We start from the raw sequence: 18,648 nt of genomic DNA, 5'->3' as shown, positions 1-18,648 counted from the left end.
TCAGCTCTTGCCCTTTTGGGTAACTCGGTGACCCTTTCGTAAGCTTTTCGACGAATCGTCGAAAATCTCAAGTGATTGGAATAATAGCCAAATTTTACTTTCTCTTGCATTTGGCATGGTCAATGCTAAAGTTCCCGCAGGCCGCTCATGGAGATGGGTGTGACTGTTAAAAATTGTGGAGATGAACTATGAAACGAGTACAACAGGGCTTTACTTTGATTGAACTGATGATCGTTGTGGCGATCATTGGTATTCTGGCAGCAGTCGCAATCCCCGCGTACCAGGACTACACCATCCGTGCGCAGGTTTCTGAAGGTCTGAACATGGCGTCTGGCATCAAGACAGCCGTCCAGGACTTCCATGCGGCTCGTGGGTTCTTGGGCGACAACGAAGGCGATTTCGGAGTGGCACAGGCCGGTAGCTATAAAGGTAATTATGTGTCAGCTATTTCCGTAGCTCAGTCCGGTGTAATTACCATCACCTTTGGCAATCGTGTGAATGCCTCTGTTGCTGGTGATCAGCTGTCGCTGGTTCCCGGTACAAACGAAGCTGGTAGCTTGGTATGGGTTTGTGGTACCGCAGCGACTCCAAATGGTGTGACCAAAAACACCACAGCGGATAGCAACGCTAGCAATACCATCGAAGGCAAGTACCTGCCGACCAACTGCCGCATCTAAACGCTACTTTTCTAGCGCTTCGTATGTAATGTGAAGAGCAGCCTTCTGGCTGCTCTTTTGTTTTGTTAGCCTTGACGATAATCGATGATCAAGAACTGGACGGTAAGTTACATAGCTGGCGTGGCCCTTTTAGGAACTGTTATATTTTTCCTGTACGCTCCCGGAGCAAATGGCCCGTTCGTTTTCGACGATTTCTCAAACATCGTAGAATCGCATGCGGTCTTGGAATCGCCTCACTCTGCCGAGCAGTTTATTGCTAATGCGTTTTCAGGAAATGCAGGTCCCTTAAAGCGACCTATTGCGGTTGCTTCTTTTATCGCGAACGTCCAGCTATTCGGTAGTTCCCCATATTCATTCAAGTGGTTGAACATCATCATACACTGGTTGTGTTCAATGGCGCTTGGGTTGTTCTGCTTCGCCTTTCTTCGTTATCGATACGACCTTACTCGCTCGGTATTCTTCACCTCATTGTTGGCTGCATTACTGTTTGCTATTCATCCACTTAATCTGACTTCAGTGCTGTATGTTGTTCAGCGGATGACATCGTTAGCCTGTTTATTCATGTTACTGGCCCTGTATTGTCAGATGCAGTTCTACCGCCAGCCAATAGAGGCCTCTCGCAAGCCGTTTTACTGGCTTCTTGGGTATGGCGGTTTCTTTGTACTTGGCATGTTCTCTAAAGAGAACACGCTGGTTCTTCCCCTGGTTTCATTGCTCATTGACAGGGTATGGGTGGCTGGTGTGTCGCAAGTACAGAGGGCTGCGTGCTCAACCCTTGGCCGATTGTTCCGTTTCGGGTTGGTCGCATATGCCCTAATCGCTCTGTGTTATGCATTGTTTAAAGTCGGAGGGGGGGATGTGGATTTTCCAAGCCGTCCTTTCACAATGTATGGGCGTTTGTTTACGGAGAGTGAGGTTCTAATAGGGTATCTCCGACTATTGTTGATACCTGAAATCAGTCAGTATGCTTTGTATCATGACGATCAGGTAGTCAGAACATCTGCCTTTGATCCTGTTGTACTTGCCTCCCTGGTTGGGATTTCCTGTCTGGTATTTATTGCTTTTCTTGCCAAAAGAAAATTGCCTATGATTACAATGGCCGTCTTCTGGTTCTTTGCGGCCCACTCTATAGAGTCGACATTCATTGGGCTGGAGTTGGTCCATGAGCATCGGAACTACTTCCCATCGATCGGTTTCTATATAGCGATTGCCTTTGGGATTGTCAGTCTTCTTAAGGCCCGAAATGCCTCCAGAAAGGGAGCGGTTGTCGTGGTCGCGCTTGTAGCCATCGCGTACCTCGGGACAGTGACATATCAAAGAGCCTATGAATGGCGTTCCATGCAAAGCTTGCTACTGACTGAAGTAGAGCGCCACCCTCTATCCCCGCGTGCCAATCTCGATGCTGGTGCGTATTTTGCGGATCGAATGAATTCTACAGGACAGGCCGTTCCGTCTAATGACGATTACAAAGCTGCTGAGTATTTCCTGAATCGTGCGTCCATTGTTCCTCAGGGCGGTGTGGCTGGTTGGTCTCATCTCATTATTCTGAGGCAGGATGTGGGCCTCTATCCAGAGCCACTATTGCTCTCATCACTTAAGCAAAAGCTGAGTAGTGGAAAAGGACGTCCCTACGATTGGCGAGCCTTTGTCGATATTCTGATTTGCCAAACAAAAGGGAATTGTGAACTAAAATCAGACGATCTTAGCGAATTGGTGGCATCGGCATTGGGAAATCCAGATCTTAGCAGGACCCATAAATCCGCCATTGCTGGGGCTGCATCAGGGGTAGCGCTGAAGTTCAATAGTCTGGAAATGGCTCTATTCTATGCCTACACGGCCTATCAGTATCGACCTGATGATCGACAGAACATTGTTAATTTCGCATACCTTCTTTTGCTCTCGGGTAAGGAAGAAGAAGAGCCGGAGGTATTTGAGAAACTGCGCCAGCTAAGCCTGACCAAACAAGAGCTATCCGGATTTAAGGAGCTGAGTGAGGAAAACCGCTTCTAGAATGACAGGGTAGCCCTGCCGACGTGATACAGGGTAGTGATTAATATGATTAGTGTCGTGATCCCGGCAAAAAATGAAGCCAATAATTTAAAGAGCTTGATTCCCAAACTACGATCCGTAGCGTGCATAGATGAAATTATTGTCGTTGATGATGGCTCTGAAGATGATACATTTCGTATCTCAAGCGAAGCTGGAGCCAAAGTTGTCAGCCACCCTTACTCCAAGGGCAACGGAGCAGCCATTAAAACGGGTGCCAGGGCCGCGGAGGGCGATATCATCATTTTTATGGATGGTGATGGGCAGCATGATCCAGCGGATATTCCTCGTTTATTAGAGAAAATTAAAGAGGGGTATGACCTTGTTGTCGGAGCTCGAGGACGTGAGTCACAGGCGAGTGTAGGACGAGGCCTAGCCAATGGATTGTATAATAAGCTTGCCTCCTACATGACAGGTCATCCGGTTAAGGATTTAACGTCTGGGTTTCGGGCTGTCCGAAGAGACAAGTTTCTGGAGTTTCTGTATCTGCTTCCAAATGGTTTTTCTTATCCAACGACAAGTACAATGGCATTTTTCCGTGCCGGTTACTCAGTGGCCTACGTACCAATCACTGCTCATGAAAGAGTAGGTGTTAGCCATATTCGTCCTCTTAAAGATGGGATACGCTTTTTATTGATTATCTTTAAAATTGGAACGTTATACTCACCATTAAAGCTCTTTCTTCCAATAGCTCTTTTTATATTTTCAATAGGTCTAGGTTACTATGCTTTTACGTACTTTTTAGCTGGCCGATTTACGAATATGAGCGCGTTAATGTTTACTACATCGTTAGTTATCTTTATGGTGGGGCTTGTTTCAGAGCAAATAACAGCTCTGATGTATCGGGATACTGAGAAAAGATAACTAACTAACAATTTATCATCTACTGGTATGGCCTGCATGAAAGATATTTCTAGCATTGAAATAATTATCCCTGTTTATAATAATCCAGAGGGAGTACGTCAATGCTTGGAGGCAGTTGGTAGACAAACCTTTGATGAATGTCCTCTGACCGTTACTGTGGTAGATAATGGCTCCTCCCCTGAATTGCCTGATCTTTCCTCAGAGTTTCCCTTTGCCTCTACGGTATATTGTCGTACGCCAGGTTCATATGCAGCGCGTAATGCAGGAGCTTCTAGGTCAGTAGCTGATGTGCTCGTATTTCTTGACTCTGATTGTGTTCCGGAACCCGATTGGTTGGATAAGGGAGTTGGAGTGCTTACAAGTACTTCTGAGAGGGTAAACATTGGGGGAGAAGTGCTTTTCCATACTGTGGAGATGCCAACGCCGACCGAGGCATACCAACTGATGATTGGTTTTGGACAAGAGCTTAATATCTATAGTAGAGGTTTTTCCGCCACTGCGAACCTCTTTGTATGGCGCTCTGTATTTGAGAGCGTAGGAGCGTTCGAAGACACGCTATTGTCCGGTGGTGATCGAGAGTGGTGTTGGCGAGCCGCAAAGAAAGGGTACCCAACCCACTTTGCCAAAAAATCAGTAGTTCTTACCTCTCCCCGACACTCTCTAAAAGCGGCGATTATTCAAACTCGAAGGGTTGTAGGAGGGCGCTCTTCGCTTATGGAGGATATCAATATAGTAAATAACAAAAAGGATAGCTTGTTGCCCCCAAAAGGTATCTCAGAAAAGCTAGGTTTAATTCTGAAAGATCAAAGATTCTCTTTAACGATGAGGCTAAAAGTGCTCTGTGTGGCTATTGTGCTTTTTTCTATACGACTCAGCGAGAAAGTCAGATTAAATCTAGGCTTTGAGAGAGAGCGACGATGATTAGGTAGCTTTTAGTAGTATGGTTCCGGGAATATTAGTTGGAGAAAAGATGAGGGTACTTGTGTCACTAACAAGCACTAGGGTTCGTCTTCCAATATTGAAGTATACGCTGATATCACTGTTGGATCAAAACTGCCCGCCGGACGAGATAGTTTTAAACCTATCTTCAGAGCCTTACCTTTTTGATGAAGGTATAGAAAGCCTTCCTGATTGGCTTAAAAATATCGATTCTACAAAGGTGACGATAAACTGGGTCCCTAATGAGGGGCCGTACAGAAAGCTTATACCTACTATTGGAATGGCACAGTTTGATGATTTGATAGTTACTTGTGATGATGATGTTATATATGGGCCTGAGTGGTTGGGAGTTTTATTGAGATTCGCGAGAGAGAATCCGGACTGTATCATTTGTGGCCGGGCGAGACGGCCAGTAAAGAATTTTTTTGGACTGACTCAATCATACAATAACTGGATATTTTGTGACGAGGGTTCTAGAAGTTTAAAGTCGTTACCCATAGGGATTGCAGGGGTAGTTTATCGGAAATCTCTTTTGGACTCCGACTTGCTCAATAGTAAATATTATCTGAAATATGCCCCTAAGCAAGATGATTTGTGGTTCAAATTGAGCAGCTATCGAATGGATACATACGTGTTCGTTGCTCCTGGTGTGAATCAGCAGATTTTCGCTATAGATGCTCCAGCGAAACTATACGACATTAATGCCAAACAAGCTTGGAAATTTTCAAAGGGGCAAGTGTTGATGACGTTCATTGAGCGTTTAATTTACTTTTCCAAGTGCTATTTTGGTATTTCCGTAACAGAAAATGACCGAGTTTGGAAACTTATATCAAAGAAGTTCAGTAAAGTTGGTATTAGATAACTAAATTTCTAGGTTAGGTGCTGCTGTGTATGTGTGGATTTTTGTTCTATAAGAGTGAAAGCCTAAGTATAGATAACGAATCTTTGTACAGTTGCTTTGACTCATTTTCATGGCGAGGACCTGATAACAGTTCAGTCATCGAGATAGAAGAAAGAGGGGTTTTTCTGGGGCATCATCGATTATCAATTCTCGATGCCAGCGAACTCGCCAATCAGCCAATGCTGTTGAGTGATAAAGAAAGTTTTATTCTATTTAATGGAGAAATTTATAATCATCTTGAACTAAGAGCGGAGTTAGGTCTTCAGTGCAAGACTATGTCAGACACTGAAACCTTGGGAGAGGCTTACCTATTATTAGGCGATGAGGTTTTTTCTAGGCTTAATGGTATGTTTTCTGTTTTTATTTATAATAAAAATAGCGATGACTGGGTTCTAGCAAGGGATGCCTTTGGTATAAAGCCTCTGTTTTTCTACTCCGGACCTAAGGGTGAAGCGATTGCATCAGAGGCATCAGCTATAGCTAAGATTATATCGGCACCCTATTGTGAGGAATCTATTCGTGAGTGGGAAGTCATTCGTCGGCCGGTTCCTGGTTTCAGCTTTTTTGAAGGTGTTTATGAAGCACTTCCAGGGCAAATAATAAAATCTTCTGGCGAAAAAAAGATATTCTGGAGTTGGCAAGACCAAGAGAGTTCGTTTAATCAACAAGCTTTCGAAAGCTTATTGTTAAACTCTATTCGTAAACATGAATTAAATGATTTCAGCACTGTTTCTTTGCTAAGCGGTGGGCTTGACAGTGCTATTATAACTTCACTAGCAAAGACGGTAAAGAAATCATATACGGTGGGGCTAATTAACGATAATGAGAGCGTGCCTGCAAAAATAACTGCAAAAGAAATTGGTGCTAGTCTAAAGTCTTTCGAATTTAAACCGGATGAGGTCAAAACCGCTTGGCGTGAACTGACTAAGCTAAAAGGTGAACCTATTTCGGTTCCGAACGAAGCGTTAATATACTTGGTTTGTCAAAAAATGCTGCCTTCTGAAAAGGTCATTCTCACTGGGGAAGGCGCAGATGAGATATTGTTTGGTTATGATAGACTATTTAGGTGGGGGCTTACGCTAAATTATTTAAATTATAATGAATTTATGGCCCAGTATGGCTATTCTTCTAATGTTCGTTCAAATAGACTGGAGGGCTTCTTTGCTGATCTGGTGTTTGGAAAAAAAGCAGTCGATGCATTAGAAGATTTTTTTCTTAGGGTGCACCTCCCAGGCTTGCTACGTCGAATGGACTTTGCTTCTATGGCAGCATCTAAGGAAGCGAGAGTCCCATTTGTTGAAAAGCACCTAATAGCTTATCTTTACCGAAAACCCGCTACCATAAAGATTGATTCAAATGTTTCTAAAATACCGGTGAGAACATTAGCTGGGAGTTTGGGTATAAAAAACTCGCTTAAAGTACAAAAAGTTGGGTTTAGTACAAAGCTGACCACCAACAGTAGTCGTTTAGGTGACTACGAAGTATTTCAATCAGTTATTAAGGAGGCGTTAGGATGGTAATTGGCTATACCTCTGGTGTTTTTGATCTTTTTCACATCGGACATGTTAATATTCTTCGTAACGCTAAGTCGATGTGCGACCGGCTGATTGTAGGTGTTTCCGTTGATGATTTGGTAATGTACAAGAATAAGCGGGCGGTGATACCTTTCGAGGAACGAATCGAGATTGTCCGTTCATGTAGATACGTGGATTTGGCAGTTCCTCAGGAGTCGATGAATAAACTGGATGCATTTGGTCGTTATCGTTTTAACGTTATGTTTGTCGGCGATGATTGGTATCGAACAGAAAAATGGGCTGTGTATGAGAAACAGCTAAAAAATGAGGGTGTGAGGATAATTTACTTTCCGTATACAAAAAATACATCTTCGACAATAATTAACTCCACGCTTGAAAAGTTGAGGGAAGACTAATTGTTTGGTTTTTCATGTTGGTCTTCGCTTAAGACTCCCTTAACAGTAAAGACTTTCCTTAAAGGACTTCTTGACGTTTTGGGATGTTTTTTTAAATTCCTTCCATCAAAGAAAAAATATATTCTTTTCTCTCAGGCTAATAGTCGATATTGCGGGAATTCAAAGTTTTTATATCAGTACCTTTTTGACTCGGATTGGAAAGTCTATTGGATATGTGCATCTTCAAGCCAGTTAGAAAAAATCCCCGCTCGCTACAGAAAAAGAGCTGTATATAGAAAAACATTAAAATCTTTATACTTGCACCTCTTCTGTAAGGCTGTTGTTATTTCACATGGCCTATCTGATTTCGGTGTTTTTTCAAGTTTAGTAAAGCATAAGCTTGTACTTAATGTATGGCATGGGTCTGGAATTAAAGGTGTAATGCTTTTAGATCATAGTATTAATATAAAAGAGGGGGATCACTATATAAAGCGTGAGAGTTCGTATTATGATGCGGTAACGGTGGCTTCTGATATTTTTAGATATATTTTTTGCGCTAGCCACTTGGTAGATGCTAGAAAGATTCATGTGACGGGTGATGCAAGAATTGATCTTTATCTGTCCAGTAGACGGTCTTTTTTGCAGGCCAGAACTGGCGAATTTAATATTCTTTATGCTCCAACGTTTAGGGGTAAGAAAACGAAATTTCCAATTTTTTTTCCTTTTGAGGATTTTAATGTTGAGGACTTTCAAAACTATTTGGAAGAGAAACCTGATATCATTTTCTATCTGAGACCTCACCCAAATGATATACAGTCTTCTTCTCAAGTTAAAACATTGGCAGAAGTTTTTCCAGGCAGGGTAGTGGACTTATCGTCGGATAAGTTGGATGATATCGATTCCATTTTGCATATATTTGACTTGGTGATTTCAGATTATTCCTCAATTCATTTTGAACCACTGCTTGCGGATGTTCCGTGTTTGTTTGTCTCCTTTGATTATGAGGAGTATCTAACTGAGAGAGGCTTTGTGTTAGATTATGATCTAGTTGCTCCAGGGCCTAAAGTGCTCAATTTTCAAGAAATGGTTGCCGGCATCAATGCGGCCAGATTTGGAATGGAAGCTTGGAGTACGCAGAGAGAGCAAACTAGAAAACTTTTTTTTAGATATTCTGATGAGAAATCCTGTGAAAGAGTTGAAAGTGTTTTGAGAAGTTTAGTGAATTAATAGATATTGAAAACTCATACCCTTAAGGAAGAGATGATGAATGGCAATTTTCGCCTTTCAGATTTTTTTCGAAAATCGTTTACTAACTTGGGCCGTCAGCTATTAGAAGGTGGACTTCAGCTGCTAACCATAGTTTTAATTGCTCGTGTCTACGGGCCTGAGGGTAGCGGGACTTTAGCGATGGCTCTGCTTGTACCGCAGCTGCTGACTAGCTTTTTAAATCTAGGTCTCGGTTCTGCAAATGTATACTATATAAGCTCCGGGCGAGTTAGCGTTCAAAACGCATGGCAGCTGACGAAAAAGATCTATTTTATTTTGGTGTTTTTGGGGTGTGTTTTTCAAGTCGTGCCTCTGTTATTTTTTGATTACTTACTTAGGGGTATCGATTATGAGTACTTGGTGTTTTCGATATTCTTGTTTCCACTAATGCTGTTTGTTAGCTTTGTTTCCTCTTTTCTTCAAGGGGCGCAACTATTCAATAGATTGAATGTTATTCTTTTGGTCTCTCCTGCTGTTGCTTTTTTCTCTTTGTCTATTTTTCATTTTTTATTTGAGTCTAATTTTCTGGTTGTGCTTTTTATATATTTTTCTTCGTTTTCTATTTCTTCATTGTTGGGGTTGGTTATGATTGCCGATCTCATGCGTTCATCTAGGAAATGCACGAAAAGCCAGCACTCTCTCGCCTACCGAAAGAATTTATTATTCTATGGTTTGAAATCACATTTGAGCAGTATTGTGACATTTCTTAACTACAAAATCGATTTGCTTTTAATTGGTTTTTTTTTAGGTGCGTTAGAAGCAGGTCTATATGTTGTAGCTGTTCAAATTGGTGAACGGTTGTGGATGATATCCCAATCTTCCGGAACGATACTTCTTCCTACGCTATCCAGTCTTGACGAATTTGAGAAGGGGAGAAGGGATATAACAGTCACAGTATCATGCTGGGTTTTTGTTTTAACGCTTCTTTGTGCAGTTGCTTTAATAGCTTTGGGTTACCCCTTCATAACCTTGGTCTTTGGAGAAGAGTATGCTGTATCATATTTAATTTTGCTTCTTCTTATTCCTGGGATTATTTTCGGAGCACCATCGCGAGTTATTGCAAATGATATCGCCTCTCGAGGAAAGCCAGAATATAATTTGTATGTTTCCTTGGCGGCCTTGGTTATGAATGTCTTGGGAAATGTTATGCTTATACCAGAGCTTGGTGTGCATGGAGCTGCGATTGCAACGTCCTTTACCTACAGTGTTACATTTATAATGAGGTACTTTCTTTATTGTAGGTTTGAGAAAGTATCGGTTTTACGTCTATTAGTCCCTTCCAAGCTTGAGGTGCGAAAGGTTGTTGCTAAGCTAAAGAGCATAATATATCCTAAAATATAACGTAATTTTTTACGGCAGTGCGTTACGGTTTTGGCTACTTAAGATTGATGTTCGGTTTATTTAGATGGCTTGATGTTTGATATGAAGTGTTATCATTTGTTTGATGAAAATACTTCGATATTTCATTCGCTACATTTTTCCAGCTCAATGAAGGAGGTAGATTCTTTCCATCAAAATGACCCAGATGTTTACTAATTTTCCGTGCAAGCTGAATAGCGCTACCTGGCTCGTAAAGACAATCTCTACGAGCACTAAGAAGTACGGAAACCTCCCCAACATCTGCGGCGACGAATGGAGTTTGGGAGGCTAGAAACTCTGCCAACTTTAGTGGGAAGCAGTATCTACCAAAGCTAGAGTCTTTATTGCAAATAATCCCAACATCCAGAGATGAAAGTAAAAGCGAGACCCCTTTCAGATCTAGCGTGCCCAAATCAATAAAGCGAGGATGCTTGAAGTTCATCGATACCCGATCTTTGGGTCCCGCAACGACAAGCCAGAGGTTAGGATCTTGTTGAGACAGGTGCTCAAAAGCTCTGAAGAGATCGTTGATTCCCCGGTGCTCTGTTATTGCACCGGCTGTACCAATGATATTTGCATTTAGTGGTAGGTTTAGCATTTTTCTGCACTGAATTTTATCTTTTTTGAAGAAGATATCTGTTCTTGCAGCATTGTTAATCAATCGGGAGCTTTTCTTCCTGCCAGAGTCACGTTCCACTTTGTCTATTAGAGTTTGCGTAACCGCCGTAAGACCGGCGGAGTTTTTGCAGGCTTCTCTAAACTTCGATGTTAGCAAGGGCAGTTTAGCCATGCCAAAGCTTTCATAGTTATCGTAAAGATCTATGACCAATGGCACTAAGTTCTTTTTCGTCCACTGATATGCCAGGCAAATGTGCAATACGTCTGAACTGGCCCATACAATGTCTGGTTTCCAGTTATCTGTTAAGCGGTCTAGTTTTTTGTAGTATCTTACAAGGCCCGAGGGAATCGCGTTTATGGAATGCCATTCCATATTCGGATATTCGCTCCACTCGAATACCCCTTGCTCTATGAGTCTATAGCTAAGTGCTACGCCTTTAACTTCATGTCCTACTTTTGAGAGCTCGGAGGGAATCTCAAATAATCTCCCGTAACGGTCATTTATTAGATCTTTCCCGGTATACAGCCTTTTAGAAAGTACTAGTATCTTCATTTAATATACATCTCTAATCTCGAGTTCATTACTTCAGGCCTTTAATGATTTCTGAGTAATTATTCTTAACTTCTGACCAAGAGAAGCGGGTATATACAAAATTCTGGAGTTCCAACTGCTGTTCATCGTCAATAGGGGTGTTGAGTGCTTCAATGATTTTTTCTGAGAAACACACTGAGTCCTTGGGTGAAATAAGGCAGGATGCTCTGTACTTCTCCGGAATCACATCCAGCGCTGCTTCAACATTGCCAATAAGTACTGGGCAACCGAAGCTCATGGCTTCAACGGTGACCAGACCAAGGCCCTCAACATCACCATTTTTTGCTTCGATAAAGGGGGCGCAGAACAGGCTTGCGGTTTGGTAGAACTTTGGAAGCTCGTCTTGGGGAAGGGCGCCTAGAAAGTGTACTGAAGAGGCTATACTCAGCTCCTTGGCTTGGCGCTCTAAATGTTCTCGCTCAGGGCCGTCGCCAATAATCACCAGTTCGCAGGCTGGGTTTGACTGTAATACGGCTGGCAGGGCTTTTATCAGGTGTTCCACACCTTTCTTTTCTACCAAGCGACCAACGAATAGGATCTGTCCTGGAGTTCTCTCCTTCTGTGTTGTTTGCCCCTTGTTGCGGAAGCCAAAGCCCATTGGAGCCACGTAGGTGCTGTTGTTGGACGCGCCCAAATCCAACGCGATGGGCTTCATCGGTGTGCTGACGACCGTGACCGCTGATGCTTTGGAAAGCGCCTTTCGCTTTAGGTTGCTTCCTAATTTCCCCCTCAGACTGAACAAGTCTCCTCCGTGTGATGTTAGTAGTACTGGAGGTAATTTCTTGAAAAGGGAGAGTGCCCAGAGAACCAGGCCTTGCGGTATCAGCCAGTGACAATGTATCGCTTGTGGCTTTATCTCAGCAATCGTTTTTAGAGTGGAAAGCCCCATCCCTACCAGGAAGGACGGAACCAAGATCCATTTCCATGGGCGGCGTCGTAGGTTGGTTAGAATTCCTCCCCCATACACCAGAGTTTCCAGCCCGGCGGGAGCATAGATGAAACGCCTAACGTTAATATTATCAAGCTGCTCGAACTTCTCTGCTCTGGGTGAGCGAGAGGTTACAACTGTTATGTCGTATTGCTCTGAAAGCTCTTGGCATAGCTTGTGAACGAAATTTGGCTCGTGATCGTTTTTCCACCTGGGATAGGTTGAAGCTAGAACCAGTAGTGTTGGTTTTTGGTTGCTATAATTGCGATTACTGCTGTTAGTCATGCGCTGGCCATGAATAAGTCGCGAATGGCGTCACAAGCTGACGAAAATTAGTCCTGATCTGCCGATCCATCTGTTTAGAGCGTATCGGATTAGCTTTCTATCCTGTTGATACTTTTGAACATTATTTTTTGGCGTAGTTCTTGCTTTTGCGGTTTGATCGACTACTTAGCAGGTATTGATATGCAGCTATCTAGAGCAAACGGCTTAACCCTCATCGAGCTCATGATCGTCATTGCGATCATCGGCATTCTGGCCGCCGTGGCCATTCCAAGCTATTACGTATACGTTTCAAAAGCCCAGTTCTCCGAGGCTTTCAATCTGAGTTCGGGACTCAAGGCTCACATTGTGGAAAGCTATTCCGCAAATGGTAACGCGTTTACTGGCCTGGACAACACTGCGCTTCAATTGCCTGCACCAACCAGTATGTCCGGCAGCTATGTTACTCGTATTGATGTTCAGGATGGAGTGGTGATTGTTACGATGGGTAACCGGGCGAACACCTTCATCACTGGTGATCGTGTGACGTTCACTCCGGCAACAGTTTCTGACCGCGGGATAGCTTGGTCCTGCTCTTTTAGCGGAGCGGATCTATTTGTCCCAAGCAGTTGTCGGTAGCTTGGACTTGGTGCTCGCACTGCGTGGTAGGATGCGGGCCCGTTCCATAGATATCTGCATCACTTATTGGAGGTCGTATGGTTACCCACCCCAGCATGGCGTTGGTCCAGCAGGTTCTGAGTGTGGCTGATTGCGCCAGTCAGGCGGTTATGAAAATCTACCAAACTGACTTCGAGGTCAACTTTAAGGCAGACGAGTCACCTGTCACAGCCGCCGACCTGGCTGCCCACAGGGTCATCGACCAGGCTCTGGCCGAGTTGTCGCCAGATATTCCCGTGCTGTCCGAAGAGGCCGCGGCGATTCCCTGGTCCACGCGCCGTCACTGGCACCGCTTCTGGCTGGTTGATCCTATAGATGGTACCCGCGATTTCACACAACGCTCCGGTGAGTTCACCGTCAATATTGCGCTGATTGAGCATGGCGAGCCCGTTCTGGGTGTGGTTACGGCGCCGGCTCTGGGTGAAGCCTATTGGGGTGTTAAAGGTGAAGGTGCCTGGAAGCGAGAGGCAGATGGGCGCATAAGGCGCCTCTCGGTGGTGGTGCCTCCGGTCCGCAGGCGCGTGGTGGCGAGCAAGAATCATCTGAACGATGACACCCGAGCGTTCATCGAGTCGCTTGGTGATCATGAGTTGGTGCAGGCCGGCAGTTCGCTGAAGTTCTGTCGAATCGCGGAGGGGCGGGCGGATATCTACCCGCGCCTCGGGCCAACCTGTGAATGGGACACCGGTGCAGCGCATGCTGTGCTCAGTGCAGCTGGTGGCAAGGTGACGCGTTTGGACGGTTCGCCGCTGCGGTATGGCAAGGAGGATGTGCTGAATCCACACTTTATTGCCTCGGCAGCGTGGTATCGGGGTTGAGTTTGTCTTTTTGTGACGGCGTAGCGTCACTTTTTGGTCGTAATTTCCGGCAGAAAGTCGACGCATATAACATTTTTTGACATTCACCGTGGTTAACATACCATTCGAGTCTTCTCTGAATGGAGTCACTATGTTTCCCCGAATGTCCCGTGTGTTCTCAAACGCCCGTGTCCCATCGGCAAACGGGGAATGTTGCCAGGCTGACGGCCCCAGCGGTCTGTCAGGCACGTTGTCGGAACAGCATTCCGCCGTTCGCTGTAAACCATCTGCATTATCTGTTTTCCCTCGTGGGTTACTCCCGGCTGCCTTGTGCGCCGTACTGACGGCTTGTGGGGGTGGTGGCTCTTCATCAAGTGATTCCGGCGGAGGCGACGTCCGGCCCGGTTGGATCGAGGGCAGCGCGGTCAAAGGTGTGGTTTTTGATGGGCGAGTCCAGCTTTATCAGGCCTCCGGCAATCAGGGCAACAGCTGGGTGGCAATGGGTCAGCCGGTTCGCACCGGGGCGGATGGCCGGTTCCGGGTTCGGCTGCCTGACGATGTGGATGCCGAGACCCTGAAAGTCGTTCTGACTTCCGACAGCGCCACCCAAATGAAGTGTGACGTACGACCAGCGTGCCATACACCGGGCGGCGGCCAGGTGGCGTTTGGTCAATGGTTCTGGCCGGGGAACGACCTTCGGCTGACGTCGGTGGTTGGTACCGCAAGCGCGTCTGAGGTCAGCGTCATTCTGAGCCCACTGGGCTCGCTGGCCTACGATCTGTCGTTGCGTCAGAGTGGCGCGGTGTCTGAAAGCAGTTACTCCCAGGCGCTTCGGTTGCTTGAGAACGAATTCGGCCTGGAGAGTGGGGTGCTCTCACAGCCCCAGGTGGATCTCTCGGTCGATACTGCAGCTACGGTGTCAGAGTCTCTGCTGGAATCCGCGTTGTTGAACGTAGCCTTCCTGGCGTTGGTGGGCGATGAGCGCTGGAATACGATGGGGCAGGTGTTTGACGCCTTTCGGCGTGAGCTGGTGGTCTCCGGTGAACTGCCGTTCCTGACAGATTACTCCTTCGGCGTCAGCGCTGAATTGCTGTTGCTGGCTGCCAACGTACAGGCGGAAGATCAGGTGTCCAGTCTTGCCGCGGATGGGCGGAATGGAGCGGGGTTTGAAGTTGCTGGTGGGGAGATCGTTGATACGCTGTTTGCTGGTGGTTACGCCGGAAACTTCGAGCCACAGCCAATCCCGAATCCTTATCCCGGCCTCCCTCCAGTGCCAGATCCACAGCCGGAACCAGACCCGCAACCGGAACCTGATCCCCAACCGGAACCAGACCCCCAACCGGAACCAGGCCCGCAACCGGAGCCAGATCCACAGCCCGAACCTGACCCAGACCCAGACCCGCAACCGGAGCCAAGGCCAGATCCCGAGCCACAGCCGGAGCCTGATCAGGACGTCAGGTTGAGCTGGACGGCGCCGGGTACCCGAACGGACGGTGACTCCATTGCAATGGGCGAGATTGCGGGCTATGAGGTTCGTTATGGTCAGGTGCCGTTCCTGGAGGATATGCTCCACAGCGAACAGGTGACGGATGGTCAGGCCATGAGCGTTACTTTGGACGGCCTGGATGGCGGTACCTGGTACTTCTCCATCCGGACGCTCGATACACAGGGGCAATACGGGCCCTGGTCAGAGTTGGTCAGCACGGAGTTGCTTTAGCCTAGAGAGGTAGAGGTGCGGCTTGGTGCCGCACTTCATCTTTTTGCCGGAACCGGTCCCCAAGGTCTCGGTTTACATTGCGGGATCACCGCGAGTTGTCCTACCCTTCAGTGCAGGAATAACCACATAAAGGAACAGGGCATTGGACGACAACATCGTTTGGCATCAGCATCGGGTGACGCGGGCAGAACGGGCTGCTATCAAGAAGCAGAAGCCGTGCCTGCTGTGGTTCACAGGGTTAAGCGGTTCAGGCAAGTCCACCATTGCCAATGCCTTGGACACAGCGCTGTTTGAGCGCGGTTACCACACGTTCCTGTTGGATGGCGATAATGTCCGTCATGGCCTGTGTAAGGATTTGGGCTTCTCAGAACAGGACCGGGTAGAGAATATTCGCCGAATTGGTGAAGTTTGTAAGCTGTTCAGTGATGCCGGGATGATCGTGATGAGTGCCTTCATCTCGCCATTCGCCAGCGACCGGCGCCTGGTCCGCAATCTGTTCCCTGCCGGCGAGTTTATCGAAGTGTTCATGGATACCCCTCTGGCCACTTGCGAGGAACGTGACCCCAAGGGGCTCTACGAGAAAGCCCGTGAAGGCGTGATCAAGGAGTTCACCGGCATTGACTCTCCGTATGAAGTGCCGGCCCGCGCGGAGCTGCGGCTCGACACGTCGGTCATGTCGGTGGATGCCTGTGTTGAGCGGCTGCTGGCTTACTTGCTGGAGCGTGGCCTCATTGCGCATTAACGCTCCTTTCGTCCCGACCTATTAGCAATGGAATTTCCCGCGCTTTTTACCCTTCTGCTGCTGGTGCTGGTGTTGGCGACCCTGGTGTGTACCCGGGTGTCCGCAGACCTGGTACTGATGGCCGCGCTCGCGGTTTTGCTGATCTCCGGCGTCCTGACGCCTGAGCAGGCCCTGGTGGGTTTCTCCAATCCGGGTGTTATTACCGTTGCGGCGCTTTACGTGGTTGCCGCAGGGCTCAAAGAGACCGGGGCGGTGCAATGGATTGCGCGACACTTGTTGGGGCATCCGCCCACCCAGAGATCGGCCTTACTGCGCCTGGTGCTGCCAACGGGCCTGCTCAGCGGTTTCATGAACAACACCGCGGTGGTTGCCATGTTTATACCGGCCGTCCAGGGTTGGGCGCAGCGTCTCGGGATACCGGCGTCCAAGCTGCTACTGCCTCTGAGTTACGCCGCCATTCTGGGCGGCACCTGCACGCTAATTGGAACCAGTACCAATCTGGTGGTGGACGGCATGCTGCAAAGCACTCAGGGTATCCAGTTGGGGCTGTTCGAGCTGGCCTGGGTTGGGGTGCCGCTGTTGTTGGTCGGAACCGTGTACCTGGTGATTTTTGCGGACCGGCTGTTGCCGGATCGGGGTGACGTTAACGAAGCGCTCAGTCAGGTTCGCGAGTACGGTGTGGAAATGGAGGTGGTTCCCGGCGGCCCTCTGGTTGGCAAGACCATCGCGGAAGCCGGCCTTCGGGCACTGGCTTATGGCTATCTGACGGAAATCGATCGCCAGGGCCGATTGATCACGGCAGTCGAGCCTGATCGAACCCTGCAGGAAAAGGACCGGTTGTATTTTGTAGGAGCGCCTGAGTGTGCCAGTGAATTGCGGCGCATCCAGGGACTGAAGCCCACGGCCGGTAGCATCCATAAACTGGAAGTGGCCAACCACCAGCGCTGTCTGGTCGAAGTGGTGCTGGGGCCGGAGTTTCCGGCGCTTGGTAAAAGCATTCGCGACAGCCGTTTCCGTACCCGCTTCAACGCAGTTATTTTATCCCTGTCCCGGGAGGGGCGACGGGTGCCCGGCAAGCTAGGGGATCTGACCTTTCGCATGGGGGATACCCTGTTGCTGGAGGCGAGCCATCAGTTTGTGGAGCAGTACCGGTTCCGACGGGATTTTCTCCTGGTCAGCGCGTTGAACGACTCCACGCCGCCGGATTTTCACCGCGCGCCTCGTGCCCTTGCGATTCTGGCAGTAATGGTGCTGCTCAGTGCGACCGGATTGCTGCCGATTCTTCAGGCGGCGTTTCTGGCAGCGGGCGGGATGATCCTTTCTGGTGCATTAACGGCAAGCCGTGCCCGACGAAGTCTCGATCTCCCGGTGTTGGTAGTGATTGCGGCCTCGTTTGCTCTGGGCAATGCGATGGCGGTAACAGGTGCAGCACAGTGGCTGGCAGGCAACATCGCGGATTTGGGCGTAGCGGCACCGTGGCTGGCACTGGCTCTGGTTTATCTGGCGACGGTGCTTTTTACCGAAGCGATTACCAACAACGCTGCCGCGGTGCTCATGTTTCCGGTCGCCGCTGCTCTGGCCCATGAATTGCAAGTCAGTGTGTTGCCCTTTGCGGTTGCGGTCATGTTCGCCGCTTCCGCTTCGTTTGTTACGCCGCTGGGTTACCAGACCAATCTGATGGTGTATGGGCCTGGGCGTTATCGGTTCATGGATTATGTTCGTTTGGGGAGCGTATTGAGCCTTTTGGCGGGTGTGGTGGTTGTTTCGTTGATTCCTTGGATATGGCCTTTTTAGGGGCGACCTAGTTAATCCTGGCGGGCTTCGGGTTTTGAGCGGCAGGAAAGCTGGTAAACTGACTTTGTCATTTTTCAGTTTCGCTGGCGTGTGCTGGCAGGCGTTTGGATTAGGCTCGGTTGAAACTCATGAAGATGGTCATTGGGGTTGGGGTGTTGGCTTCCATGCTGCTCGCAGCTTGTGGCGGAGGCGGTTCATCTGGCATACCTCAGCATAAGCATGTAGCTGGCGCTTCCGGGAAGGGAGAGGGTGTTGCTACGCTTCGTTGGCAGGCACCGGGACAGCGCATGAGTGGCGAGTCACTGAAAATGGCTGATATCGAGTCCTATCGCTTGAGGTATGGTCAGGAGAGCGATCTTTCTGAGACCTCGTCCACCGATGTGATGATTCAGGACGGGCAGGGGATGGCGTTTCGGGTGACGGGGTTGCCGCCGGGAACGTGGTATTTTTCAATCCGCGCGGTTGATCGTCGAGGGCGGGCAGGACCGTGGTCCGAGATTGTGGGCAAGGAGATCGTGGCTAATTAACTGGATGCGCCGATTGGCTTGGCCTGAGGGAAA

17 protein-coding genes are annotated in these 18,648 nt (G+C 47.8%); 15 read left to right on the top strand and 2 right to left on the bottom strand.

Annotated features, from left to right (window positions below):
- Window positions 1-188 precede the first annotated feature (188 nt).
- From J2887_RS14195 to J2887_RS14155, 9 genes are all read left to right on the top strand, one after another.
- A complete protein-coding gene (locus J2887_RS14195; protein ID WP_324197216.1) occupies window positions 189-677 on the top strand; it encodes a pilin in 489 nt (162 codons plus the stop codon).
- Between the two features lie 84 nt (window positions 678-761).
- Window positions 762-2,687, top strand: a complete 1,926-nt coding sequence (locus J2887_RS14190; protein WP_227171758.1) for a hypothetical protein — start codon at window positions 762-764, stop codon at window positions 2,685-2,687.
- 45 nt (window positions 2,688-2,732) lie between these two features.
- Window positions 2,733-3,587: a glycosyltransferase family 2 protein gene (locus tag J2887_RS14185; protein WP_227176133.1), complete on the top strand. Its 855-nt coding sequence runs from the start codon at window positions 2,733-2,735 to the stop codon at window positions 3,585-3,587.
- A gap of 36 nt (window positions 3,588-3,623) precedes the next feature.
- Window positions 3,624-4,508 (top strand): glycosyltransferase family 2 protein, encoded by an 885-nt coding sequence (locus J2887_RS14180; protein ID WP_227171757.1) that lies wholly within the window; start codon window positions 3,624-3,626, stop codon window positions 4,506-4,508.
- Window positions 4,509-4,557: 49 nt separating this feature from the next.
- On the top strand, window positions 4,558-5,388 hold the full coding sequence (locus tag J2887_RS14175) for a glycosyltransferase family A protein (RefSeq protein WP_227171756.1): 831 nt from the start codon (window positions 4,558-4,560) through the stop codon (window positions 5,386-5,388).
- 29 nt (window positions 5,389-5,417) lie between these two features.
- The gene (locus J2887_RS14170) at window positions 5,418-6,947 is read left to right on the top strand and encodes an asparagine synthetase B family protein (protein WP_227171755.1); all 1,530 of its coding nucleotides are present in this window, start codon (window positions 5,418-5,420) and stop codon (window positions 6,945-6,947) included.
- The gene (locus tag J2887_RS14165; RefSeq protein ID WP_227171754.1) at window positions 6,941-7,357 is read left to right on the top strand and encodes an adenylyltransferase/cytidyltransferase family protein; all 417 of its coding nucleotides are present in this window, start codon (window positions 6,941-6,943) and stop codon (window positions 7,355-7,357) included. Before J2887_RS14170 ends, J2887_RS14165 begins: the two co-directional genes overlap by 7 nt.
- Window positions 7,358-8,563: a CDP-glycerol glycerophosphotransferase family protein gene (locus tag J2887_RS14160; RefSeq protein WP_227171753.1), complete on the top strand. Its 1,206-nt coding sequence runs from the start codon at window positions 7,358-7,360 to the stop codon at window positions 8,561-8,563.
- A 36-nt stretch (window positions 8,564-8,599) separates the two neighbouring features.
- Complete coding sequence (locus J2887_RS14155) at window positions 8,600-9,943, top strand: oligosaccharide flippase family protein (RefSeq protein ID WP_227171752.1); 1,344 nt, start codon at window positions 8,600-8,602, stop codon at window positions 9,941-9,943.
- 34 nt (window positions 9,944-9,977) lie between these two features.
- Here J2887_RS14155 and J2887_RS14150 read toward each other — a convergent pair whose 3' ends face one another.
- A complete protein-coding gene (locus J2887_RS14150; protein ID WP_227171751.1) occupies window positions 9,978-11,132 on the bottom strand; it encodes a glycosyltransferase family 4 protein in 1,155 nt (384 codons plus the stop codon).
- Between the two features lie 28 nt (window positions 11,133-11,160).
- Window positions 11,161-12,384, bottom strand: a complete 1,224-nt coding sequence (locus J2887_RS14145; RefSeq protein ID WP_227171750.1) for a glycosyltransferase — start codon at window positions 12,382-12,384, stop codon at window positions 11,161-11,163.
- Window positions 12,385-12,564: 180 nt separating this feature from the next.
- On the opposite strand from J2887_RS14145, the gene J2887_RS14135 reads away from it, so the two are divergent.
- The 6 genes from J2887_RS14135 (at window position 12,565) to J2887_RS14110 (ending at window position 18,615) form a co-directional block, all read left to right on the top strand.
- Window positions 12,565-12,999, top strand: coding sequence for a pilin (locus J2887_RS14135; protein WP_324197215.1), 435 nt, complete (start codon window positions 12,565-12,567; stop codon window positions 12,997-12,999).
- A gap of 77 nt (window positions 13,000-13,076) precedes the next feature.
- The gene (cysQ, locus tag J2887_RS14130) at window positions 13,077-13,856 is read left to right on the top strand and encodes a 3'(2'),5'-bisphosphate nucleotidase CysQ (protein WP_227171749.1); all 780 of its coding nucleotides are present in this window, start codon (window positions 13,077-13,079) and stop codon (window positions 13,854-13,856) included.
- 412 nt (window positions 13,857-14,268) lie between these two features.
- Window positions 14,269-15,552, top strand: coding sequence for a fibronectin type III domain-containing protein (locus J2887_RS14125; protein ID WP_227171748.1), 1,284 nt, complete (start codon window positions 14,269-14,271; stop codon window positions 15,550-15,552).
- A gap of 142 nt (window positions 15,553-15,694) precedes the next feature.
- Window positions 15,695-16,294 (top strand): adenylyl-sulfate kinase, encoded by a 600-nt coding sequence (gene cysC / locus J2887_RS14120; RefSeq protein WP_227171747.1) that lies wholly within the window; start codon window positions 15,695-15,697, stop codon window positions 16,292-16,294.
- 27 nt (window positions 16,295-16,321) lie between these two features.
- Complete coding sequence (locus tag J2887_RS14115) at window positions 16,322-18,088, top strand: SLC13 family permease (RefSeq protein WP_227171746.1); 1,767 nt, start codon at window positions 16,322-16,324, stop codon at window positions 18,086-18,088.
- Window positions 18,089-18,375: 287 nt separating this feature from the next.
- On the top strand, window positions 18,376-18,615 hold the full coding sequence (locus J2887_RS14110) for a fibronectin type III domain-containing protein (RefSeq protein WP_227171745.1): 240 nt from the start codon (window positions 18,376-18,378) through the stop codon (window positions 18,613-18,615).
- The last annotated feature ends 33 nt before the right edge of the window (window positions 18,616-18,648 follow it).

It is taken from the genome of Marinobacter sp. CA1, from assembly GCF_020546665.1.
Taxonomy (GTDB): Bacteria; Pseudomonadota; Gammaproteobacteria; order Pseudomonadales; family Oleiphilaceae; genus Marinobacter; species Marinobacter xestospongiae.
Note: the sequence above shows the minus strand (reverse complement) of the source record. Positions and strands in the feature narration are given on the sequence as shown.